General features: G+C 68.3%; 15 protein-coding genes. 5 read left to right on the plus strand and 10 right to left on the minus strand.

Annotated elements, in window-relative coordinates; genetic code table 11:
- Window positions 1-9: 9 nt before the first annotated feature.
- The 3 genes from DVK44_RS09805 to DVK44_RS09815 all read right to left on the minus strand — a co-directional run bounded on the left by DVK44_RS09805 (window position 10) and on the right by DVK44_RS09815 (window position 3,649).
- Window positions 10-954 (minus strand): hypothetical protein, encoded by a 945-nt coding sequence (locus tag DVK44_RS09805; RefSeq protein ID WP_114659314.1) that lies wholly within the window; start codon window positions 952-954, stop codon window positions 10-12.
- A 216-nt stretch (window positions 955-1,170) separates the two neighbouring features.
- The gene (locus DVK44_RS09810) at window positions 1,171-2,739 is read right to left on the minus strand and encodes a flavin-containing monooxygenase (protein ID WP_114659315.1); all 1,569 of its coding nucleotides are present in this window, start codon (window positions 2,737-2,739) and stop codon (window positions 1,171-1,173) included.
- Between the two features lie 319 nt (window positions 2,740-3,058).
- Window positions 3,059-3,649 carry a DUF4291 domain-containing protein gene (locus tag DVK44_RS09815; protein ID WP_114659316.1) on the minus strand — a complete coding sequence of 197 codons (591 nt, stop codon included), beginning with the start codon at window positions 3,647-3,649 and terminating at the stop codon, window positions 3,059-3,061.
- A gap of 174 nt (window positions 3,650-3,823) precedes the next feature.
- Here DVK44_RS09815 and DVK44_RS09820 point away from each other — a divergent pair, with 174 nt between their 5' ends.
- Entirely contained in the window at window positions 3,824-7,576 is a 3,753-nt protein-coding gene (locus tag DVK44_RS09820) for a glycoside hydrolase family 9 protein (RefSeq protein ID WP_162793758.1), read from the plus strand.
- A 96-nt stretch (window positions 7,577-7,672) separates the two neighbouring features.
- On the opposite strand, the gene DVK44_RS09825 is transcribed toward DVK44_RS09820, so the two are convergent.
- Window positions 7,673-8,083, minus strand: a complete 411-nt coding sequence (locus DVK44_RS09825) for an organic hydroperoxide resistance protein (protein WP_114659318.1) — start codon at window positions 8,081-8,083, stop codon at window positions 7,673-7,675.
- 125 nt (window positions 8,084-8,208) lie between these two features.
- On the opposite strand from DVK44_RS09825, the gene DVK44_RS09830 reads away from it, so the two are divergent.
- Window positions 8,209-8,754 carry a MarR family winged helix-turn-helix transcriptional regulator gene (locus tag DVK44_RS09830; RefSeq protein ID WP_114659319.1) on the plus strand — a complete coding sequence of 182 codons (546 nt, stop codon included), beginning with the start codon at window positions 8,209-8,211 and terminating at the stop codon, window positions 8,752-8,754.
- A 64-nt stretch (window positions 8,755-8,818) separates the two neighbouring features.
- On the opposite strand, the gene DVK44_RS09835 is transcribed toward DVK44_RS09830, so the two are convergent.
- The 3 genes from DVK44_RS09835 to mmsA all read right to left on the minus strand — a co-directional run bounded on the left by DVK44_RS09835 (window position 8,819) and on the right by mmsA (window position 12,731).
- Window positions 8,819-9,010 carry a YegP family protein gene (locus tag DVK44_RS09835; RefSeq protein WP_114659320.1) on the minus strand — a complete coding sequence of 64 codons (192 nt, stop codon included), beginning with the start codon at window positions 9,008-9,010 and terminating at the stop codon, window positions 8,819-8,821.
- A 121-nt stretch (window positions 9,011-9,131) separates the two neighbouring features.
- A complete protein-coding gene (asnB, locus tag DVK44_RS09840) occupies window positions 9,132-10,973 on the minus strand; it encodes an asparagine synthase (glutamine-hydrolyzing) (protein WP_114659321.1) in 1,842 nt (613 codons plus the stop codon).
- A 258-nt stretch (window positions 10,974-11,231) separates the two neighbouring features.
- Window positions 11,232-12,731, minus strand: a complete 1,500-nt coding sequence (mmsA, locus tag DVK44_RS09845; protein ID WP_114659322.1) for a CoA-acylating methylmalonate-semialdehyde dehydrogenase — start codon at window positions 12,729-12,731, stop codon at window positions 11,232-11,234.
- A 669-nt stretch (window positions 12,732-13,400) separates the two neighbouring features.
- On the opposite strand from mmsA, the gene DVK44_RS09850 reads away from it, so the two are divergent.
- Window positions 13,401-14,312, plus strand: coding sequence for a sugar phosphate isomerase/epimerase family protein (locus DVK44_RS09850; protein ID WP_114665028.1), 912 nt, complete (start codon window positions 13,401-13,403; stop codon window positions 14,310-14,312).
- Between the two features lie 127 nt (window positions 14,313-14,439).
- Here DVK44_RS09850 and DVK44_RS09855 read toward each other — a convergent pair whose 3' ends face one another.
- The gene (locus DVK44_RS09855; protein ID WP_114659323.1) at window positions 14,440-16,665 is read right to left on the minus strand and encodes an MMPL family transporter; all 2,226 of its coding nucleotides are present in this window, start codon (window positions 16,663-16,665) and stop codon (window positions 14,440-14,442) included.
- Window positions 16,666-16,806: 141 nt separating this feature from the next.
- Between DVK44_RS09855 and DVK44_RS09860 the strand changes: the two genes are divergently transcribed.
- Entirely contained in the window at window positions 16,807-17,466 is a 660-nt protein-coding gene (locus DVK44_RS09860; RefSeq protein WP_114659324.1) for a TetR/AcrR family transcriptional regulator, read from the plus strand.
- A 148-nt stretch (window positions 17,467-17,614) separates the two neighbouring features.
- Entirely contained in the window at window positions 17,615-17,848 is a 234-nt protein-coding gene (locus DVK44_RS09865; protein ID WP_114659325.1) for a heavy-metal-associated domain-containing protein, read from the plus strand.
- Between the two features lie 488 nt (window positions 17,849-18,336).
- Here DVK44_RS09865 and DVK44_RS09870 read toward each other — a convergent pair whose 3' ends face one another.
- The gene (locus tag DVK44_RS09870; RefSeq protein ID WP_114659326.1) at window positions 18,337-19,635 is read right to left on the minus strand and encodes a citrate synthase; all 1,299 of its coding nucleotides are present in this window, start codon (window positions 19,633-19,635) and stop codon (window positions 18,337-18,339) included.
- 133 nt (window positions 19,636-19,768) lie between these two features.
- Window positions 19,769-22,021, minus strand: coding sequence for an SF1B family DNA helicase RecD2 (gene recD2, locus DVK44_RS09875; RefSeq protein WP_114659327.1), 2,253 nt, complete (start codon window positions 22,019-22,021; stop codon window positions 19,769-19,771).
- Window positions 22,022-22,248: the final 227 nt, after the last annotated feature.

Below are 22,248 nucleotides of genomic sequence, written 5' to 3' on the forward strand. Positions count from 1 at the left end.
GTTCCGCCTTCAACGCACTGCCTGAATGTCCGCGTGAACCTGAATCGGCAGCCGCGAACCGCAGTCGTGATATCCGAAGGCCGCATTTCCGGAGGCGGTTGACGGAATGACCTTGTTGTAGATCGATCCGAGGCACAATTCCTGGAATTCCGCCGTGTTGGGCGAGAGCCGCGCGGCCAGTTGGGCCTTGGCGATATCGACGGTCTTGACCGCACCGTCATCGTCCTCGACCTCCACACACGCGTGCGGCAGGTCAAGGGCACCGCCGAGCACGCCGCAGAACCAGCCTCGTTTCGCCTCGGCCCGGTACCCTGCCTCGCGAAAGCTCTCGGCCAGAAACAGACTCGCCGCGATGCAACTCGTGGCACCCATGGCGTGCACCTGCTCCGGGTGCGCCTGCATAGGGACGGGAATCATCTGCCAGCGATAGCCGGCATCCAGGTACTCACGGGTCAGCCGCCGCAGCGCGGGTGAGACGACGGGAGTCCGGGCGCCGGTCGTCGTCACCGTCGCCACGTATTCCGCCGATCCCCGGCTCGCAGCCGGCGCCGTCACACCGGAAACGCTTCCTCCGAACCGGAGGACATCCGGCTCTTCCAGACGCCATGGAGCCGTCTCCGAGCAGCCGCCGCATTCCAGCCCGACCCGGAAGGCCCATGTCCTGGCGCGCAGCAAATCGTCCACCGGCCGCTGGGCGAACCGGAAGAGCAGACGGAACGTCAGTTCCGGCTGCGTCCTCGCGCTGTTTGAGTACATGCCGAGGTTGTACAGATCATTGGCGTCGAAATAGCGCACTCCGGCCCGACACTCGAACGGAAGGCCCGCGTCGACAAGTCTGTCGATCTCTGCCGGTACGCAGCGCAGCATCTCCTGGGCGCCCGATTCCGGCTGAGTCTTGCTGGAATATTCGGCGGGAACGAACTCGATGGAGTTCGCCACCTTCTCCCAGGCCACATTCTCTGCTGCAGCTTGACGAGACACAGTCCTTCTCCCGGACAGAACGAGTCTGAATCTGCGGACAACCAGACAGTACTGGCAGGTGATACCGCACGACAGATTGTTTCCACACGCACCCCTATGGATTTTCCATATCCAAGAAAGGCGATACACATTCAATGCGCAATCGGTTCCGGCCCGACGGACAGGCCGGAAGGGTCCCTGTCCGTGATCTCAGTAGAGGGGGTCCGGCTTCATCAAGCCCATCGCTATCAGCACACGCGAAGCGCCGCTGACCGCCAAGGTCGCGAGAATCTCGGGAGCCCGGAACGCCGAGGGAAGGCTCATGACCGTCCGGCGTGCCGCCCTGCGGTCACTGTGCGGTCCGTACAGTCGATAGACGTGGGGCATCTGAGAGCCGCACCACAGCCTCTGGGCCAGCCGCGGATTCAGGAAGACGGCCGGACGCCACGGGGAGCATCCGATCACCTTCGCGAAATCGATCATGTAGTGGTTGTAGTGCACCAGGGTCCGCAGACCGGGATTGCCGTGGAATACCTCGTTCTCGTAGGCAGCCTGCCGCTCGATGAGGCCCTGGAGCCGCACCCGGTCCGGCAGCTGTTTCTTGCCGCTGCACAGGAGAGCGAAATACCTGCTCTGCATCTCGGAACAGGCCGGCACGCCACCGGCGGCCGGCCTCGCCCACCCGATAAAGACCACATCGGCACCGAGATCCGGATGGATCATATGCTTGTACAGTCTGCGGACATCGCTGATGTTCGCATCCTTGAGGATGCTGAAGTCTTCGGTGTACCCCGTGTTCAGCATGACCGTGTCGATCGTTTCTCGATGACCGTCCTTGAACAGGACATAATCCTCGCCGAGACGCTCGATACCCGATGCGTTGACCGTCAATGTGCCGTCGACGACCCTATGGATAAAGGACTCGTTCTTGGTCAGGAAGTGGTTGAAGAAATTTCTGTTCTTCGAGTTCCACTCGCCCACCGCCCTGGCGGCACCTGTCTTTCCCTGGGTCTTGTTCCGCTTCATCCCGAACCGCATGACCGCGGTAGCGGCTGCCAACGGTACCGAATGCAGCAGATGCGAAGTGTAGGCGTCATTCGTGTGCCCCCGCCCTCCGGGGTACCTCTCGACAACGGACTGGTAGCGGCGCACGGACAATGTGCAGCTCTCGGACACCTGGGCGATCTCGTTCACGACGTCCGCCGCCGTCTCGCCGATCCCCACACACAGGACCCGCTTTCCGCGAAAGCGTTCGGAGTTTCGATAGTGGGCCGAGTGCACAATCTCTCCGGCGAATTCTTCCTGCCCGGGAAGATCGATGAAGTTCGGGACTCTGTGGGTCCCCGTGGAGATGACCACCGCATCGAACTGATGCGTAACTCTCTCCTCGGGGGCGTCGGCCGGGGAAACCTCCACCGCGTAGCCGCCGCTTTCGTTCTTCGATATACCCAGAACGTCGGTCCGATAGCGGATTACGGAACCGAGCTTGAACTTATCGACAAAGTCGATCAGGTATTGACGGTATTCACCTGCCGACCAGTACCGGCGCTCCTGGTTCTCCGGCGGAGGGAAGCTGGAGAAGGTCATCATATAATTCGAGATGGTCAGCATTGTCGAGTCGTAGGCGCCCGCTTCGTCGGGTCCGACTCCCGCGCGGAACACACCACCGATTTCGGATCCACGCTCAAAGCAGGTAACCGACTGGCCTTCGTCCAGCAGCTCCTTCAGCGCGACCAAACCCGACGGACCCGCACCGATGACACAGACATTCCTTCTCACTTTTTACCTCTCCGCTTCGGGTAGTTTTCTCGGTCGCCACATCGGGGGCCTTCGAGGTGAATGGGCAGGCTTGGGCGGAAGGTACAGAAAATGCGCATCGGAAAGTGCCCGGATGGTCGCGATCGAGAGAACAACAAGCACCGAGATCGGGCCCGACTCATCGCGTTATGGTGGCAGGTTCACAGGCCCGCCGCCCAAACTCTTACCAGTTCCTTTCCACTGACCTTCCGACAGCCCGCACCACAGCGGGCAGACGGGCGCCGACCGTCAGACGGTTGCCACTCGTGACAGCCAGTCCGCAAGGCCGGCCGCTGCGCCATCAGCGCTCCGCGCGGACATGGACGGTGTCGGCCGGGTATCCCGTCTCCACCGGCAACAGCGCCGTCGCCGCCGCCAGGTCTCCGGCCCGTACGGCATCACGCACCCGGTGGGCGAGCGGGGTCACATCCCGTACGGATACGGTCCACTCGTCCGCGTACCTCCGCGCCGCCTCGCCCGTCAGGCCGAGCTGAAGAGCGCGGGAGGACAGCGGTTTCAGATGGAGATCGCGCTCCGGGTCCCACTGCACCCGTGCCGGCGCTCGCTTCAACTCCCGTTTCCAGGAAGCCCGGTCGGGGTGGACCGAGGGCACGTAGTGGGAGAGGCAGGCGTTGTCCAGCGCCCAGTCGAAGCCGGTGCGGCTGATCTCCACGGCCAGGACCGTCGTCTGGCCCTCCTTGGTGCCCCAGCCGCTGCGGTACATCATCCAGAGGAACGACGGCTTGATCCAGGTCATGCGGTCGCGCTTCCACTCCTCGGGGAACCGGCCGTCGCGGGCGGTGGGCAGGCCGATGGTTGGCCCGTATGCCTGGTAGACGGTGATCGTGGAGTCGGTGTGGAGTGCGCGGACGCGGTGCTTCGGTTCTGGCATGGGGTCAGGTTTCCTGGAACGCTCCTTGAGCGCCACCGAGTATGGGCGCGGCCTGAAGTCGTGGGCGTTCACGTCGAGTTGATCAACATGTGCGAACCTGCTGGGCCACCGGGGGCGGCCGGCTCCCGGGATTCGAGCAGAGGGAGTTCCGCAGTGCGTGCACGAAGCACTGTCATGCGTTCAAGACCTACGGCCCTGGGCTGGTGTGTGGCGCTGGCGCTGGTCATGCTGGCCGGGCCCGCGGTTACGGCGCCGGTTCCGGGGGGTGGTGGCGAAGGGACGATGGGCCTCGCGTCGACCGGGACGCCGGGGCCGTCCGAGGACGGCAAGTTCTATCTCCAGAGCGTCGTCAGCGGCTACAACATGTCGGCCTCCAAGGACTGGGTCGCCACTCACAAGCCCAAGGGCGACGAGGACGATCAGCAGTGGGAATTCAGTCACAACGCGAACGGCACCTACAAGATCAAGAATCTTGACCAGAGCGGAAAGTGCCTGACCGAGAAGGACAACCCCGAGGGCAACGCGCGCCTCGTCCTCGGCTCCTGCGATGCCGCGAAGACTGACTGGGAGCTGCGCCACGAGGCCGGGGAGAAGTACCGGATCCATGTGCCGGGGACCGAGCGCCGGCTGTGGGGCGAGCCGGTGCTGGACTCGTACATGCAGGTGAAGATAGCGGAGAGCAGCGTCCCCGGGCAGTCCTGGTATCTCACACCGGTCGCGCCGCTGCGCAAGCCGATGCCGTCGGACCCCCGGCTCGACGACATGACGTTCCTGACGTCGCACAACGCCATGCACAACTCCGAGGACCATCCGCTCGCCCTCGTCGCCGCGCCCAACCAGCCGCACCGGGTCAGCAGACAGCTCAGGGACGGGGTGCGGGCGCTGATGCTGGACGCGCACTTCGCGGAAGACCGGGTGCGTTTCTGTCACGACATGCCGGTGCTGGCCAAATGCGGTGTCATGCGGGAAGGGGTCAAGTTCTTCGAGGACATCGCCGAGTTCCTGGAGGAGGACAAGCAGGCCGTGGTGACCGTCCTGCTGGAGGACTACACCACCGCCGAGCAGCTGGAGAAGGAGCTGGGCAGCCTCCTCGGGGCGGGCAAGCCGCTGGCCCGCAAGGTCTTCAGGCCCGATGCGGAAGGGGTACGGGAGCACGGCTGGCCGACGGTGAAGTCGATGGTGGAGTCGGACAAGCGCCTGCTGCTCTTCACCCATGACAACGCGGCGTCGAACACGGACAACGGCAAGAACAAGCTCGGGTTCATGGCCCAGGAGGACTGGACCGTCGAGAACTACTGGTCGATGGGTCCGGGCCTCGGCGGTTCCAACTGGAGCTGCTACAGCCGGTGGAATCATCTCCCGCTCAGCCTGGAGGAGGAGGGGTTCCGGCGGCTGTACGTGATGAACCACTTCCGCGATGTGCCGATGTCCCCGACGTACCGCACGGACAACGAGAAGCTCCAGAACCGCGCCGAGCGCTTCTGCACCCCCGCCGCCCGTAAGAAGCCGAACTTCCTGGCCATCGACGAGTACAAGGACGGCGACCCGATGGCCGCCGTCACGGCGCTCAACAGGTACACGTACCACGGGGACACCCCCGGAATGGGCGGCACCCCGAAGGACGACGGCAGCGGCGACGGCGGTGGTGGTGGTAATGGTGATGGCGGCGGCAGCGGTCCGCCGAGCGGTCAGCTGCCGACGGGCACACTGCCCGCGTACGGCGGCGGGCAGCCCAGCCCCCGGGTGAACGGCAGGCTGCTCCAGAACGAGGGCTTCTCGGAGACGGACAAGCCCTGGTGGGCGAATGCCGGGATGGAGCCGGAGCTGAAGGACGGGGCCTACTGCGTCACCGCCCCCGCGTCGGAGAAGCCGTGGGACATCCTGGTCGGGCACAACAGCATCTATCTGCCGGGCGGCGGCTCGTACACCCTGAAGTTCAAGGTGCGGACGAGCGCGACCGCGAGCATGGTGGTGCAGGTGGCGCCCTTCGACAATCCCGGCAATGTCACGTACCTCGTCAAGTACCCGACGGTGGCCGGCGGGGCGTGGAAGGAGTACGAGTACACCTTCGACACGACGTACCGCGACGAGTACGTGCTCTCGCAGTTGCAGTTCCGGCTCGGGGGAGCCGCCAAGCCGTACGAGTTCTGCATGGACGACGTGTCGCTCAACGGTGCCGAGTACGCGTACGCGGCGAAGACCGGCCCGGCGGTGAAGGTGAACCAGCACGGGTACCTCCCGAACGGTCCGAAGAAGGCGACGGTGCTGACCAACGCCGCGTCCGCGCTGCCCTGGACGCTGCGGCGCGCCGGCGGCGCCGCTGTCGCGAGCGGTATGACGACCCCCGCGGGCCACGACGGTTCCGCCGCGGCCCGGGTCCACACGGTCGACTTCGGCTCCGTATCGGCCACCGGCACGTTCCGGCTGGTGGTCGACGGCGCGGAGAGCCACTCCTTCGACATCAGGAAGGACCTGTACGCGTCGCTGCGCTCCGACTCGATGCGGTTCTTCTACACCAACCGCAGTGGCATCGCGATCGACGGCGGCATCGCGGGCGCGGCGTACGCCCGCCCGGCCGGGCACGTCGCCTCCTCACCGGGCGGTGGTGACACCAAGGTGCCGTGCCAGTCACCGAAGTCCTACGTCGACAACTGGACGTGTGACTACACACTGGATGTGACCGGCGGCTGGTACGACGCGGGCGACCACGGGAAGTACGTCGTCAACGGCGGTATCGCCACCTACCAGTTGCTCAACGCCTGGGAGCGCGCCGTGGCCGAGGGCAGCGAAGCCGCCCTCGGTGACTCCACCCTCGCCATCCCCGAGCGCGGCAACGGTGTGCCCGACATCCTCGACGAGGCCCGCTGGAACCTGGAGTTCATGCTCAAAATGCAGGTGCCCAGCGGCAAACCCGACTCGGGCATGGTCCACCACAAAGTCCACGACGAGACCTGGACCGGCCCCCCGACCCTCCCCCACCTCGACAAGAAGAAGCGCGAACTGCACCGCCCCTCGACCGCGGCCACCCTCAACCTCGCCGCCGTCGCCGCCCAGGGCGCCCGCGTCTACAAGCGCTTCGACCCGGCCTTCGCCGAACGGCTGAGCCTCGCCGCCGTACGCGCCTACAACGCGGCTGAGATGAACCAGAGGCAGTACGCGCCGCAGGCGGACCGTATCGGCGGCGGCCCGTACGCGGACAACGACGTCTCCGACGAGATCTACTGGGCCTCCGCGCAGCTCTACCTCACCACCAAGAGCCAGCGCTACCTCGACGCCGTACGCGTCAGCCGCTTCCACAAGGCGGGAGAGGCGTTCAACCAGAACGGCTTCTACTGGGGCTCGGTGGCCGCGATCGCCCAGCTCGACCTGGCACGCTTCGGAACGGACCTCTCCGAGCGGGACCAGATCCGGAAGTGGGTGAGCCAGGGGGCGGACCGGCTCATCTCGTTCCAGCGGGCCGAGCGGTTCGGCCAGACGTACACACCGACGAACGGTAAATACGACTGGGGATCGAACGCCTCGATGCTCAACAACCAGGCCGTCCTGGCCACCGCCTACGACCTGACCGGCGACACGAAGTACGCCGACGCCGTGTTCGAGGGCCTCGACTATCTGCTCGGCCGTAACGCCCTCGGGCAGTCGTACATCACGGGTTACGGCACGAACGACGCCAAGAACCAGCACAGCCGCTGGTACGCGAAGTCCCTGGACGCCACCCTGCCCAACCCGCCGGCCGGATCCGTGTCCGGCGGACCGAACTCCACGCTCCAGGACCCGCTGGCGGCGTCCTGGCTCCACGGCTGCGCGCCCCAGCTGTGCTACGTCGACAACATCGAGGCGTGGTCGGTCAACGAGATCACCATCAACTGGAACTCGGCACTCGCCTGGGTGAGCGCCTTCGCGGCCGACGTGGCCGCCAAACGCTGAGACACCGCCGCTGAGGCACCGTCTCCGAAAGCTCCACCGACGACTGCCCGCCCGGTCCCCCGGGCGGGCAGTCCCCGTTCCGGGCCCGTGGCACCGCTACTCGGTGACGAGGGTGACCTCGATGTTGCCCCGAGTGGCCTTCGAGTACGGGCAGACGTCGTGGGCCTGCCGCACGAGCGCCTCGCCGGCCTCTCCGGCCAGACTGTCGGGAAGTTCGACACGCAGGGTGACCGCGAGCCCGAAGCTGGTGCCGTCCTTGCCGATGCCGACCTCGGCGGTCACCGAGACATCGCTCGTGTCGACCTTCGCCTGCCTGCCGACCAGGCCGAGGGCGCTGGCGAAACACGCCGCGTAACCGGCCGCGAAGAGCTGCTCCGGGTTGGTGCCCTTGCCGTCGCCGCCCAGCGCCGGCGGCATGGCGAGCGGCAGGTCCAGCTGGCCGTCGGAGCTGACGGCCCGTCCCTCACGGCCGTTCGCAGTGGCCACGGCGGTGTAGAGCGCGTCCATGGAAACCATCCCTCTCGTCCTGGTCGGCGGCTGTCCGCCGCCGCCGTCGTCTTCGTCGGGTAGAAGTAGAGCACACAATTAAATTGTGCGCAATCAAATGCCGCGCACTGAGCTACCCTGGACACATGACCGCGACGCCGACCTCGCCGACCGCAACGACGCCCACCACCGCCACCGAGGACTACCTCCGCCTGGACCGGCAGATCTGCTTCTCGCTGAACGCCGCGTCCCGCGCCTTCGGCGGCGTCTACCGCGTCCTCCTGAAGGACCTCGGGCTGACCTATCCGCAGTACCTGGTGATGCTGGTGCTCTGGGAGCGCGGCCCGCTCCCCGTCAAGGAGCTGGGCGAGCGGCTGCGCCTGGACTCGGGGACGCTGTCCCCGCTGCTGAAGCGGCTGGAGAGCGCCGGGCAGCTACGGCGCGTACGCGGCACCCGGGACGAGCGGACGGTGCACATCCACCTCACCGAGAGCGGTACGGCCCTGCGGGAGCGGGCGCTGACCATGCCGCCGCGGATCGCGGCGGCCACCGGGTTCGGCTTCGACGAGATCAACGACCTGCGGGCCCGGCTGGACCGGCTCACCCAGGCGCTGGACGCCGCCGAACTCGGCGGGGAGGGCGCGGGAGAGGTCACGGGAAAGGGCGAGGGGGACAGCGGCTGCGCCTCCTGACGGGCGCCGGGGCACGGCGGCCCGCGTACGCCCCACCACCCCAGCCCCACCTCGCCCCGGCGGGCTACTTGTCCCCGGTCTCCATGTCCTTCACGGGCGCCTCGGCCGCGTTCGCCTTCACCGAGGCGATGCCCTTCTCCGCGGACGCCTTGCTGTTGTACGCCTCGCCCACGGCGATGATCTCGCCGTTGCCCGCCTTGAGGCGGAAGCGGTGCTTCCCGGCCTTGTCCTGGTACAGCTCGAAGTGTCCTGACATCGGGTCATCCCTTTCTCGTATCGACCCCCTGTCATATAAACCACCCGGCAGAGAGGGCACCCTCGATCCGCGCGGCGAGTCCGGGGCAGCTTCACTCCATTGCCAGCCGCTGCTTCCGCCGTCAGGTGAAGGAGACTTCCGGGCCGTACAGGTCCATCCAGAGCGCGAGATCCAGGGTCCGTTCCATACCGCGCCGCGAGGCCGTCGTGCTCCGCGGCGTACGGGAGTCCGCGAGGAGCGCGACCTTCGCCGCGTCCACCAGGCCGAAGACCGGATGGGAGGGGCGGGCGAGCAGATCCCGGGTCTGTTCCTGGAGGGCGACCGCGTACCGGGGGTCCTGGGTGGAGGGGTACGGGCTCTTCACCCGGTCGTACACCGACCGCGGCAGGACATCGGCCGTCGCCTCCCGCAGCAGGCTCTTCTCCCTGCCGTCGAAGGACTTGAAGGACCACGGGGTGTTGTAGACGTACTCGACCAGCCGGTGGTCGCAGAACGGCACCCGCACCTCCAGTCCCACCGCCATGCTCGCCCGGTCCTTCCGGTCCAGCAGCACCCGGACGAAGCGGGTGAGATGGAGATGGCAGATCGTGCGCATCCGGTACTCGAAGTCGCTCTCGCCGGGCAGCCGCGCGATGCCCGCGACGGCGGTGGCGTAGCTGTCGCGGATGAAGACGGGCAGATCGATGGCGCGGTTGACCTCGGGCCGCAGCACCCCCGCGTCGTCGCCGAAGTGCTCCTCGAAATCGACGAGCCAGGGGTACGTGTCGGCCTTCCGCGCGCGCTCGTCGAAGAACTGGAGGTAGCCGCCGAAGACCTCGTCCGCCGACTCCCCCGAGAGCGCGACCGTGGAGCGCTGCCGGATCGCCTTGAAGAGCAGATAGAGGGAGGAGTCCATGTCCCCCAGCCCCATGGGGAGATCGCGGGCCCTGATCATCCTGGCCCGCACCTCGGGGTCGGCCAGGGCGACCGAGTCGAGCACGATGTCCTGGTGGTCCGTGGCCGCGGCGCGGGCGACATCGTGCACGAAGGGCGCGTCGGGGGTGGTGCGGAACGCGTCGGCGACGAAGTTCTCCGTACGGCCCGCGAAGTCGACGGAGAAGCTGCGGACGGTCTCACCGCTCTCCGCGAGCTGCCGCGCCGCGATCGCCGTCATGGCGGAGGAGTCGAGTCCGCCGGAGAGGAGGGTGCAGACCGGCACATCGGCCACCATCTGCCGTCGCACGATGTCGTCGAGGAGCGTACGGACCCGCCGTACCGTCGTGTCCAGGTCATCGGTGTGCGGCCGGGTCTCCAGCGACCAGTAGACGCGCCGGCGCGCGCCGGCGCGGTCCACGGTGACGACGGTGCCGGGCTCGACCTCGTACATGCCCTCCCACACGCCGTGGCCGGGCGTCTTGACGAAGGCGAACAGTTCCCGCAGACCGTCGAGTCCGACGCGGGCGCGGGCGAGCGGGTTGGCGAGGATGGCCTTGGGCTCGGAGCCGAACAGCACCCCGTCGGGGGTCGGGTAGTACGAGAACGGCTTGATGCCCATCCGGTCCCGGATCATCACCAACTGCTGCCGCCGGCCGTCCCAGATGGCGAAGGCGTACATCCCGTTCAGCCGCTCCGCGACCTCCTCGCCCCACCGGAGATACCCCTGGAGGACGACCTCGGTGTCGGAGTCGGTGGTGAACCGGTGCCCCTTGGAGACGAGTTCCCGGCGCAGCTCGGTGAAGTTGTACGTCTCGCCCGAGTAGACGAGCGCGAGCGTGCCCTCCGGGGTGTCCAGCGTCATCGGCTGCCGCCCGCCGGGCAGGTCGATGATGGCCAGCCTGCGGTGGCCGAGCGCCACGGGGCCGCTGATCCATGTGCCGCGGTCGTCCGGGCCGCGGCAGGACATGGTCTCCGTCATCGCGTCCACGGTGGTGGAGGCGGATCGCAGATCACGGTCGTAGGAGACCCAGCCGGTGATGCCGCACATGTGTGTCGTCCCGCTTCCGATCGCGCGTGGGCCGTACGAGGTCGGCCGTACGAGGTGAGCCGTACGAAGTGGGCCGTACGACGTGAGCCGTACGACGTGGACCCGGGAGGCGGGCCGTACGGCTGCGGACGGTCAACGCGCGCGCGGCGCCGGCGGTTACGGCATGCGCGGCGATACACGGCGGCGGCCCGTACGGCAGGGGATGCCGTACGGGCCGCTGTCGGGCTGTTCTGTTAGATGTGGCCGTCGCGGGCCGCGTCAGTGGTTGCGCGGGAAGCCCAGGTCCACGCCGGACGGGGCGTCGGCCGGGTCGGGCCAGCGGGTGGTGACCACCTTGCCGCGCGTGTAGAAGTGCACGCCGTCGTTGCCGTAGATGTGGTGGTCTCCGAAGAGCGAGTCCTTCCAGCCGCCGAAGGAGTGGTAGCCGACGGGGACGGGGATCGGTACGTTCACCCCGACCATCCCGGCCTCGATCTCCAGCTGGAAGCGGCGGGCCGCGCCGCCGTCGCGGGTGAAGATCGCCGTGCCGTTGCCGAACGGCGAGGCGTTGATGAGCGCGACGCCCTCCTCGTAGGTCTCCGCGCGCAGGACGCAGAGCACCGGGCCGAAGATCTCGTCGCGGTACGCGTCGGACTCCGTGGAGACCCGGTCGAGCAGCGACAGCCCGATCCAGTGGCCGTCCTCGTGCCCCTCGACGGTGTACCCCGTACCGTCCAGGACGACTTCGGCGCCCTGGGCCGCCGCGCCCGTGACATATCCGGCGACCTTGTCGCGGTGCGCGCGGGTGATGAGCGGGCCCATCTCGGAGGCCGGGTCGCTGCCGGGGCCGATCTTGATCTTCTCCGCGCGCTCACGGATCTTCGCGACCAGCTCGTCGCCGATCGCGCCGACGGCCACGACGGCCGAGATCGCCATGCAGCGCTCGCCCGCCGAACCGTACGCGGCCGAGACCGCCGCGTCCGCCGCCGCGTCGAGGTCCGCGTCCGGCAGCACCAGCATGTGGTTCTTGGCGCCGCCGAGGGCCTGTACGCGCTTGCCGTTGGCCGAGGCGGTGGTGTGGATGTAGCGGGCGATCGGGGTGGAACCGACGAAGGAGACCGCCGCCACGTCCGGGTGCGCGAGGAGGGAGTCCACGGCGACCTTGTCCCCGTGGACGACGTTGAGCACACCGTCGGGCAGCCCGGCCTCGGCGGCCAGCTCCGCCAGCAGATTGGCCGCGGAGGGGTCCTTCTCGCTGGGCTTGAGGACGAAGGTGTTGCCGCAGGCGACGGCCAGCGGGAACATCCACATCGGCACCATCGCCGGGAAGTTGAACGGTGTGATGCCCGCGACGACGCCCAACGGCTGCCGGATCGAGGCCACATCCACCCGGCTGGAGACCTGGGTGGACAGCTCCCCCTTGAGCTGGGTGGTGATCCCGCAGGCCAGCTCGACGATTTCGAGCCCGCGCGCCACCTCGCCGAGCGCGTCCGAGTGCACCTTGCCGTGCTCGGCGGTGATCGCCGCGGCGATGTTGTCCCGGCGCGCGTCGAGCAGCGCGCGGTAGCGGAAGAGAACGGCCGTGCGCTGCGCGAGCGACGAGGTGCCCCACGTGGCGTACGCGGCCTTCGCGGCGGCGACCGCGCTGTCCACCTCCTCGGCGGAGGCGAGCGCGACCTGTGTGGTGACGGCGCCGGTCGCGGGGTCGGTGACCGGTCCCCAGTTGCCCGAGGCGCCTTCGACGGTCTTGCCACCGATCCAGTGATTGACGGTCTTCATCTCTTCTTCTCTCCCTCACAGACGGCGGTGTGCGCTCCCGGCCACGGAGACAACGGAGACATCCCACCACGCCGGGACGCGCGGGTCGCCCGACACTGTGTCTGCCGTTCCGGTCTCCGCATAGACACCTCCCGCGAACGCGCGCGCATCCTTCTGGAGACGCTGCCGCGGGAAAGGAGACCTCCGGCGCGGGGCCGTGCGAGCGGGGAGCTGTCGCTCGCGTTCCGCTCCTGCCAGGGCGGAACGGCTCCGCGCCGGAGGCGATCTGTGCCCGGGCGTCGCGGGCGCCGAGGGACGGGGTCCGGGCGACCCCGCCGAAAGCGCTCTCTGCCCGGCGGTTCAGTGGATCTCGCGGTACGTGCGCACGGTACAACCGCCGGGGAGAACACCACAGACCGGGCGGCACGCGAGGGGCGGGCGGCGCGCGAGGGGCCGGACCGTCCGACCGCCCATGGTCGTCACGTCGTTCGTCACGTCGTGCGGCGCAGGCATCCGTGTCCCTTCGGAGGCGGCGGCCGGGCGCGGCGGATCGCGGGGCGATCGTGGGGAGATACCGGCACCGGTGCCGGGCACCACCTTGCTGGTCGCGCCCGCGCCCTGTCAATATTTTGTCCTTACATCCGGACGATGGGTTGACACTCTTTCCGAATGGCCGGAAAGCTGACCGGTATGACCTCCTCCGTTCCCACGTCGAACCGCATCAGGGTCGGGTCCGCCCCCGACTCCTGGGGTGTGTGGTTTCCCGACGACCCCCAGCAGGTTCCCTGGCAGCGCTTCCTCGACGAGGTCGCCGAAGCCGGCTACGAGTGGATCGAACTCGGTCCCTACGGCTATCTCCCCTCCGATCCCGAGCGGCTGCGCGCCGAGACCGCCAAGCGCGGGCTGAAGGTCTCCGCGGGGACCGTCTTCACCGGGCTGCACCACGGCCCCGCGGTCTGGGAGAAGACCTGGGCCCATGTCGCGGACATCGCCGCGCTCACCCAGGAGATGGGGGCGGAACATCTCGTCGTCATCCCGTCGTTCTGGCGGGACGACAAGACCGGTGAGGTGCTGGAGGACAGCACACTCACCCCGCAGCAGTGGCGCGACCTGACGGCCCAGACCGAACGTCTCGGCCGTGAGGTGCGGGACCGGTACGGGCTGAGCATCGTCGTCCACCCGCACGCCGACACGCATATCGACAGCGAGGAGAACGTCAACCGGTTCCTCGACGCGACCGATCCCGACCTGGTCTCGCTCTGCCTGGACACCGGGCACTACGCCTACTGCGGGGGCGACAGCGTCAAGCTGATCGAGACCTACGGCGAGCGGATCGGCTATCTCCATCTCAAGCAGGTGGATCCGGAGATCCTCGCCGATGTCGTGGCGAACGAGGTGCCGTTCGGCCCCGCGGTCGGCCGCGGGGTGATGTGCGAGCCGCCGACCGGCGTGCCCGCGCTGGAGCCGGTCCTGGCCGCGGCGGCCAAGCTGGACGTGGACCTCTTCGCCATCGTCGAGCAGGACATGTACCCGTGCCCGCCCGACAAGCCGCTCCCCATCGCCACCCGCACCCGCCAGTTCCTGCGGAGCTGCGGCGCCTGAGCCCCCTGGGCAACGGCGCGGGCCGGGAACCCCGGCGCCGTACGGTACGGACGGCTCGCGCCCGTACCGTACGGCCCCCACCGCCGGGTCCGGCAGTCGTGGCCGGCAGCCGGGGCCGGCCGGGGTGTCAGACCCCGGCCGGGTCCCGGTCGCGGACCGGGGGATCCTCGCGGTCCACGGGAACCGGCGCCGATTCGCCCTCGCTCAGACCGAACCGGTCGTGGAAGCGGCGCAGCGGAGCCGGTGCCCACCAGGTCGCCTTCCCGGTCAGCCGCATCACCGCGGGGACCAGCAGGCTGCGGACGACCATCGCGTCCATGAGCACGGCGAGCGCGAGGCCGAGCCCCAGCATCTTGGTGTTGGTCACCCCCGAGGTGCCTATCGCCACCATGACCACCGCGAGGATGACGGCGGCGGCCGTGATCAGCCCGCCGGTGCGGCTGACGCCGAAGACCACCGCGCGCTCCAGGTCGCCGCCCCGGTCGTACTCCTCCTTGACCCGGGAGAGCAGGAAGACCCCGTAGTCCATGGAGAGGCCGAAGGCGACACAGAACATCACGACCGGCACGTTCGTCTCGATGTCGCCGGTGGAGGTGAAGCCGAGCAGTCCGGAGAGATGGCCGTCCTGGAATATCCAGACCATCGCCCCGAACATCGCCGTGAGGCTGAGCGCGTTGAGCACGACCGCCTGGATCGGCACCAGCACACTGCCGGTGAGCAGAAAGACCAGGAACAGGGTGACCACCACGATGATCGTGAGGGCCCAGGGCAGTCCGTCGGCGATGGCGTCCTTGGCGTCGACCAGCACGGCGGCGCCGCCCGTCACCGAGGTGTCGAAGGGGGCCGGCACGGCCCGGATGTCACGGACGAGCTGCTGGGTGTCCTGATCCACGGCCTCGCCCTTGGGCAGCACCGTGAAGTAGGCGTGTGTGCCCGAGGTGACGGGCCCGTCGGCCACCTGGACGTCCGGCAGGGCGGCGATCCGGCCGCGGTAGTCGGCGTACTCGGCGGGGGTGGCGGCGCCTTCCGTGAGGACCTGGAGAGCCCCGCCCGGGTTGCCGGTGAAGTTGTCCCGTATGTGCTCCTGGATGATCCGGGACTCCGCGTCCGGAGGGAGCTGCCGGTAGTCGACGGTGCCGAACTTGGCGCCCAGGAAGGGCAGTCCGAGCAGGACCAGTACGGCGGTGGTGCCGAGGGCGAAGAACGGGGCCCTGCGCATCACCAGTGTCGTCATACGCGCCCAGCCCGCGCCCTCCTCCCCCCGCTCCGGCGCGTCGGACCCGCCGCGCCGCCGGCGCAGCAGCCGCCGCAGATCGAGGGCGTTGACCCGGTGTCCCAGCAGCATCAGCGCGGCCGGCAGCAGGAACAGCGCGGCGGCGGCGGCCAGCAGGACCACCGCTATCCCCGCGTACGCGAAGGACTTGAGGAAGGACTGCGGGAAGACCATCATCGCGGCCAGCGACACCGCGACGGTCAGCGCGGAGAACAGCACCGTCCGCCCGGCGGTACGCAGGGTGACGCCCAGCGCCTCCCGTGTCTCCGCCCCGGCGGCCAGCTCCTCGCGGAACCGCCGCACGATGAAGAGCGCGTAGTCGATGGCGAGGCCGAGCCCGAGGGCGGTGGTCAGGTTCTGCGCGAAGACGGAGACTTCGGTGAACTCCGTCAGCCCGCGCAGCACCGCGTTGGTCCCCAGGATGGCGACGATGCCGACGCCCAGGGGCAGCAGGGCGGCGATCGCGCTGCCGAAGACCATCACCAGCAGCACCAGCGTCACGGGCAGGGCGATCATCTCGGCCCGCAGCAGGTCCGTCTTGATGGTCTCCTGGATCTCGTGTCCGACGGCGAGAGGACCGGCGAACGCGACCTTCAACGACCCCTGTGTGCCGCCGTACTCGGGCTTTATCCGCTCCAGGACCGCCGCCGCGTCCTTCTCGTCCCCCTCGATCCGCGCCGCGATCAGCGCTTCGTGCCCGTCCTCGGCGCGCAGCGCGGGCATCTTCGTCTGCCAGTAGGAGCCGACGCCGATGATGCCCTGCTCCGCCGCGAGGCGTTCGGTCAGCCGCTCGGCCTCGGCGGCCACCGCGGGGTCGTCGACGCTCCGGCTTCCGCTGTCGACGAGGAGGAGCAGATTGGGCTGGGAGGCCGGGAACTCACGTTCCAGTGCCTTGGTGGCGTACGTCGACTCGGCGCGCGGATCCTCCCAGCCGCCGCTTCCCATGTGGTCCGTGACACCGCTCCCGGCGAACACGGCCAGGGCCGTGATGACCAGTGTGACCAGCAGGGAGAGCCTTGGACGCGCGGTGACGAACCGGGTCCAGCCCCCGAGCGCGGATCGCGTGTTGACTTCGGACATCGTGCGGTGTCCCCTTCACCGTGACCCGTTGCGCGGGTCGGCCAGCACCATAGAATTGAAAATACGAGTCTTCCCTCGCATTACCCAAGAATGCGAGGGGTCACTCGCATTTGTCAACCGATCCAGAAAGCCGGGGATGACATGCCGGAGGAGAAGAACGGCGGCGACACCGCGACCGTCAAACCGCGACGCCGCCAGGCGCGCGGCGAGCGCCGCATCGCACAGCTCCTCGAAGCGGCGGCCACGGTCTTCTGCACCACCGGCTACACCGCCGCGAGCACCAGCTCCATCGCCCGCGAGGCCGGCGTCTCCCCAGGCACGCTCTACCAGTTCTTCCCGAACAAGGAAGCGATCGCCGTCGAGCTGGGCGACCGGCTCCTCAAGCAGTGGCACACCACCTACGGAGAAGCGCTCACGCCGGCCCATATCGCGCTGCCGCTGGAGGAGCTGCTGGACGCGGTCCTCGATCCGCTGATCCGGTTCAGCCTCGACAACCCGGCCTTCGGCGCCCTGATGCACGGCTCCGACGTCCCCGGCCACATCGCGCGGGAACACGACGTGCTCCACTCCACCTCGCTCGCCCGGGTCGAGGAGATCATCGCCACGTACTGCCCCGACATGCCGCGGGCCGACGCCACCCGGACCGCGCGGACGGCCTTCACCATCTACAAGGGCGGACTCGACCTGATCCTCGCCGCGGAGCCCGACGAGCGGGAGGCGTACATCGCGGAGCTGAAGACGGTCCTCTACCGCTATCTCCGCCCGACCTTCACAGACCCCGAAACGGGTGACGCGGAATGACGCAGCGATCCGCCCCCGGGTTCGCTTTCATACCCCCTAGGGGTACAGTCGGTGGCGAGCGTCGGAGAGTCGCGCCCTGGGCGCGCCCCTCGGCACGCGGTCGATTTCCGCACTGTTCGCGCCAGAATCCCCCGAAGAGGAGTACGCCATGACCACCGAGGCGAAGAGCCAGGTCACCACCGTCTACCGGGTCACGGGCATGACCTGCGGCCACTGCGAGGGCGCCGTCACCGGCGAGATCTCGGGCATCGAGGGCGTCGTCTCCGTACAGGCCGCGGCCGCGACCGGAGAGGTGACCGTCGTGTCGCAGGCACCGCTGGACGAGGCCACCGTACGGGCGGCCGTCGACGAGGCGGGATACGAACTGGCCGGGCAGTCCTGACCCGACCCCCCGATCACAGGCACAATCAAGCCATCCCCTCCGTTTGCCTGGTTACCACCCCTCTGGACCTGTGACCCTTCACATGCACCACAAGTCCTTCACAAAGAGATCTAGATCACATAGATTGTGGGGTAACCATTAGGCCATCTCGCGTGTCTAAGAGGACGATGCCAGAAGAACGTCTTGGGGGACGTTCGACGGGATCGCAGGGGATGTCTTGGGGGACATCCCAGGCAAGCGATTGGCCGGGGCACGTGCACCGGGGAGCTTTGAGCGGCCCTCCCGTACGTACCCCGGTCCGACCGCGCGAGTAGCCGTTCTGGTTACGGCAGACGCCCGGCCCGGATCCCGTGGGGGGAATCCGCTCCGGGGATATGGAAAGCGCCCCGCTCACCGACCCGTGGGGGGATCGGTGGCGGGGCGCTTTTCGCCGTGTACGGCGGTGTCGACCTGCCGGACCGTACGGCGGAGTGCGGGTGCGAGCGGTGTCAGCGGCCTTCGACCGGCACGAAGTCGCGCAGGACCTCGCCGGTGTAGATCTGGCGCGGACGGCCGATACGCGAACCGGGCTCCTTGATCATCTCGTGCCACTGGGCGATCCAGCCGGGGAGCCGGCCGAGCGCGAACAGTACGGTGAACATCTCGGTCGGGAAGCCCATGGCCCGGTAGATCAGACCGGTGTAGAAGTCCACGTTCGGGTAGAGCTTGCGCTCGACGAAGTACTCGTCGGCCAGCGCGTGCTCCTCCAGCTTCAGCGCGATGTCCAGCAGCTCGTCGGACTTGCCGAGCGCCGAGAGGACATCGTGCGCCGCCGCCTTGATGATCTTCGCCCGGGGGTCGAAGTTCTTGTAGACGCGGTGCCCGAAGCCCATGAGCTTCACGCCGTCTTCCTTGTTCTTCACCTTGCGGATGAAGGTGTCGACATCGCCGCCGGACGCCTGGATGCCTTCGAGCATCTCCAGCACCGACTGGTTGGCGCCGCCGTGCAGCGGGCCCCACAGGGCGCTGATGCCGGCCGAGATCGAGGCGAACATGTTCGCCTGCGAGGAGCCGACCAGCCGCACGGTGGAGGTCGAACAGTTCTGCTCGTGGTCCGCGTGCAGAATGAGCAGCTTGTCGAGCGCGGCGACCACGACCGGGTCGGGCTCGTACTCCTGCGCCGGGACCGAGAAGGTCATCCGCAGGAAGTTCTCGACGTACCCGAGGTCGTTGCGCGGGTAGACGAAGGGGTGACCGATCGACTTCTTGTACGCGTACGCCGCGATCGTCGGCAGCTTGGCGAGCAGCCGGATCGTGGAGAGATGGCGCTGCTTCTCGTCGAACGGGTTGTGGCTGTCCTGGTAGAACGTGGAGAGCGCGCTGACCACGGAGGACAGCATCGCCATCGGGTGCGCGTCCCGCGGGAAGCCGTCGTAGAAGCGCTTGACGTCCTCGTGCAGCAGGGTGTGCTGCGTGATCTCGTTCTTGAACGTGGCCAGCTCGTCGACGGTCGGCAGCTCACCGTTGATCAGCAGATACGCCACCTCGACAAAGCTGGACGACTCCGCCAGCTGCTCGATCGGGTAGCCGCGATAACGCAGGATCCCCTGCTCGCCGTCGAGATAGGTGATCGCCGACTTGTAGGCGGCGGTGTTGCCGTAGCCGCTGTCCAGCGTCACCAGACCGGTCTGGGAACGGAGCTTCCCGATGTCGAAGCCCGTATCGCCGACGGTGCTGTCGATCACCGGATAGGTGTACTCGCCGTCGCCGTACCGCAGTACTACCGCGTTGTCGCGTTTCTCGCTCACGTCATCCCTCACCGACGTAGTGCCTCTTCTTCGAGGTGCCCTGACTGTCTCTACCATCCCCCATTTGGCTCAGGAGAGTGCACTCGGGGTCGGCCATTAGACCTTTTGGCGGCACTCAGTGCCGCCAACCTGCTTATCCTGCCCCGTTCGCCCCGGTTGTGGGAAGTCGTGGTGCGGGAAGTGCTCCGAGCCGATGATCGAGTGCAGTGAAGCGTCTGCCCGCCGAAACCGTCCGCACCGCCTGCCCTATGGCTTTTCTGGAGCCGACCAGCACGACGAGCTTCTTGGCGCGGGTGACCGCCGTGTAGAGCAGGTTCCGCTGGAGCATCATCCAGGCGCCGCTGGTGACCGGGATGACCACGGCCGGGTACTCGCTGCCCTGGGAGCGGTGGATCGTCATGGCGTACGCGTGCGCCAGCTCGTCCAGCTCGTCGAAGTCGTACGGCACCTCCTCGTCCTCGTCCGTCAGGACGGTCAGCCGCTGGTCGTCGAGATTGAGCGCGGTGACGACGCCCACCGTGCCGTTGAAGACCCCGTTCTCCCCCTTCTCGTAGTTGTTGCGGATCTGGGTGACCTTGTCGCCGACCCGGAAGACCCGGCCGCCGAGCCGCTTCTCCGGGAGATCGGGCCGGCCGGGGGTGATGGCCTGCTGAAGCAGTCCGTTCAGCGCGCCGGCGCCGGCCGGGCCGCGGTGCATCGGGGCCAGCACCTGGACGTCGCGCCGGGGGTCGAGACCGAATTTGGCGGGAATGCGATGGGCCGCGACCTCGACCGTGACCCGTCCGGCGTCCTCCGTCTCGTCCTCCACGAAGTGGAAGAAGTCCGCGAGCCCCTGGGTGAGCGGCGGCACCCCGGAGTTGATGCGGTGCGCGTTGGTCACCACGCCCGACTGCTGAGCCTGCCGGAAGATCCGGGTGAGCCGGACCCGCGGCACCGGGCCGCCCTCGGCGAGCAGATCGCGCAGCACCTCCCCGGCTCCGACCGACGGAAGCTGGTCCACGTCCCCGACCAGCAGCAGATGCGCGCCCGGCGCCACCGCCTTGACCAGCTTGTTGGCCAGCAGCAGATCGAGCATCGACGCCTCGTCGACCACCACCAGATCGGCGTCCAGCGGCCGGTCCCGGTCGTACGCGGCGTCCCCGCCGGGGCGCAGCTCCAGCAGCCGGTGGACGGTGGACGCCTCGGCGCCGGTCAGCTCGGACAGCCGCTTGGCCGCCCGGCCGGTGGGAGCGGCGAGGACGACCTTGGCCTTCTTGGCCCGCGCCAGCTCGACGATCGAGCGGACGGTGAAGGACTTCCCGCAGCCGGGCCCGCCGGTCAGCACGGCGACCTTCTCCGTGAGCGCGAGCCGGACCGCCTCCCGCTGCTCGGGGGCCAGCTCCGCGCCCGTACGCCCGGCCAGCCACGTCAGCGCCTTGTCCCAGGCGACGTCCCGGAAGGCCGGCATCCGGTCCTCCCCGGTCCGCAGCAGGCGCAGCACCTGGCCGGAGAGGGACAGCTCGGCGCGGTGGAACGGCACCAGGTAGACGGCGGTGACCGGCTCGCCGCCGTCCGGCCCCGGCACCTTCTCCTTGACGACTCCCTCGTCCTCGGCCGCCAGCTCGGCGAGGCACTCGATGATCAGGCCCGTGTCCACCTGGAGCAGCTTGCCGGCGTCCCGGATGAGCTGGTCCTCTGGGAGGAAGCAGTGTCCCTGGTCGGTGGATTGCGACAGCGCGTACTGGAGCCCGGCCTTGACCCGCTCCGGGCTGTCGTGCGGGATGCCGACGGCCTGGGCGATCCGGTCCGCGGTGAGGAATCCGATGCCCCAGACGTCGGCCGCGAGCCGGTAGGGCTCGTTCTTCACGACCGAGATCGAGCCGTCGCCGTACTTCTTGTAGATGCGGACGGCGATGGAGGTGGAGACGCCGACTCCCTGGAGGAAGACCATGACCTCCTTGATGGCCTTCTGCTCCTCCCAGGCGGCGGCGATCATCTTCGTCCGCTTGGGGCCGAGGCCGGGCACCTCGACGAGCCGCTTCGGCTCCTGCTCGATGATGTCGAGGGTGTCGACGCCGAAGTGGGTGGTGATCCGGTCGGCCATCACCGGGCCGATGCCCTTGATCAGGCCGGAGCCGAGATAGCGGCGGATGCCCTGGATGGTGGCGGGCAGGACCGTGGTGTAGTTCTCCACCGTGAACTGCTTGCCGTACTGGGAGTGCGAGCCCCAGCGCCCCTCCATCCGCAGGGACTCGCCCGGCTGCGCGCCGAGCAGGGAGCCGACCACGGTGAGGAGATCGCCCCCGCGGCCGGTGTCGACGCGGGCGACCGTGTAGCCGTTCTCCTCGTTGGCATACGTGATGCGCTCAAGGACGGCTTCCAGAACGGCCATCGGTGGATTGGACATGTACCGACGCTACCGCCCGGCTCCGACAGCGCGGCCGGTCTGTGGACAACCCGCCGCACGACCGCGGCCCGGAGCACTACTACCAGGGGCCCGGTCCGTCGGACCGGGCCCCACGCGCTCCCCCCTCGAACAGGGACTTCCGATCCCCCCGGATCCAATCCCCCCGAAGGCCCTGTTGACGTATACGACTCACGTCACCCCGGGAGGGTTGCACGGATCCGCAGAGT

The sequence above is a fragment of the Streptomyces paludis genome (assembly GCF_003344965.1).
Lineage (GTDB): Bacteria > Actinomycetota > Actinomycetes > Streptomycetales > Streptomycetaceae > Streptomyces > Streptomyces paludis.

Coding starts and splice junctions, on each gene's coding strand:
- mmsA (WP_114659322.1), bottom strand. CDS start 12,731: ATGAAGACCGTCAATCACTGGATCGGTGGCAAGACCGTCGAAGGCGCC.
- DVK44_RS09820 (WP_162793758.1), top strand. CDS start 3,824: ATGCGTTCAAGACCTACGGCCCTGGGCTGGTGTGTGGCGCTGGCGCTG.
- DVK44_RS09830 (WP_114659319.1), top strand. CDS start 8,209: ATGACCGCGACGCCGACCTCGCCGACCGCAACGACGCCCACCACCGCC.
- DVK44_RS09815 (WP_114659316.1), bottom strand. CDS start 3,649: ATGCCAGAACCGAAGCACCGCGTCCGCGCACTCCACACCGACTCCACG.
- DVK44_RS09860 (WP_114659324.1), top strand. CDS start 16,807: ATGCCGGAGGAGAAGAACGGCGGCGACACCGCGACCGTCAAACCGCGA.
- DVK44_RS09850 (WP_114665028.1), top strand. CDS start 13,401: ATGACCTCCTCCGTTCCCACGTCGAACCGCATCAGGGTCGGGTCCGCC.
- DVK44_RS09825 (WP_114659318.1), bottom strand. CDS start 8,083: ATGGACGCGCTCTACACCGCCGTGGCCACTGCGAACGGCCGTGAGGGA.
- DVK44_RS09865 (WP_114659325.1), top strand. CDS start 17,615: ATGACCACCGAGGCGAAGAGCCAGGTCACCACCGTCTACCGGGTCACG.
- DVK44_RS09835 (WP_114659320.1), bottom strand. CDS start 9,010: ATGTCAGGACACTTCGAGCTGTACCAGGACAAGGCCGGGAAGCACCGC.
- DVK44_RS09855 (WP_114659323.1), bottom strand. CDS start 16,665: ATGTCCGAAGTCAACACGCGATCCGCGCTCGGGGGCTGGACCCGGTTC.
- recD2 (WP_114659327.1), bottom strand. CDS start 22,021: ATGTCCAATCCACCGATGGCCGTTCTGGAAGCCGTCCTTGAGCGCATC.
- asnB (WP_114659321.1), bottom strand. CDS start 10,973: ATGTGCGGCATCACCGGCTGGGTCTCCTACGACCGTGATCTGCGATCC.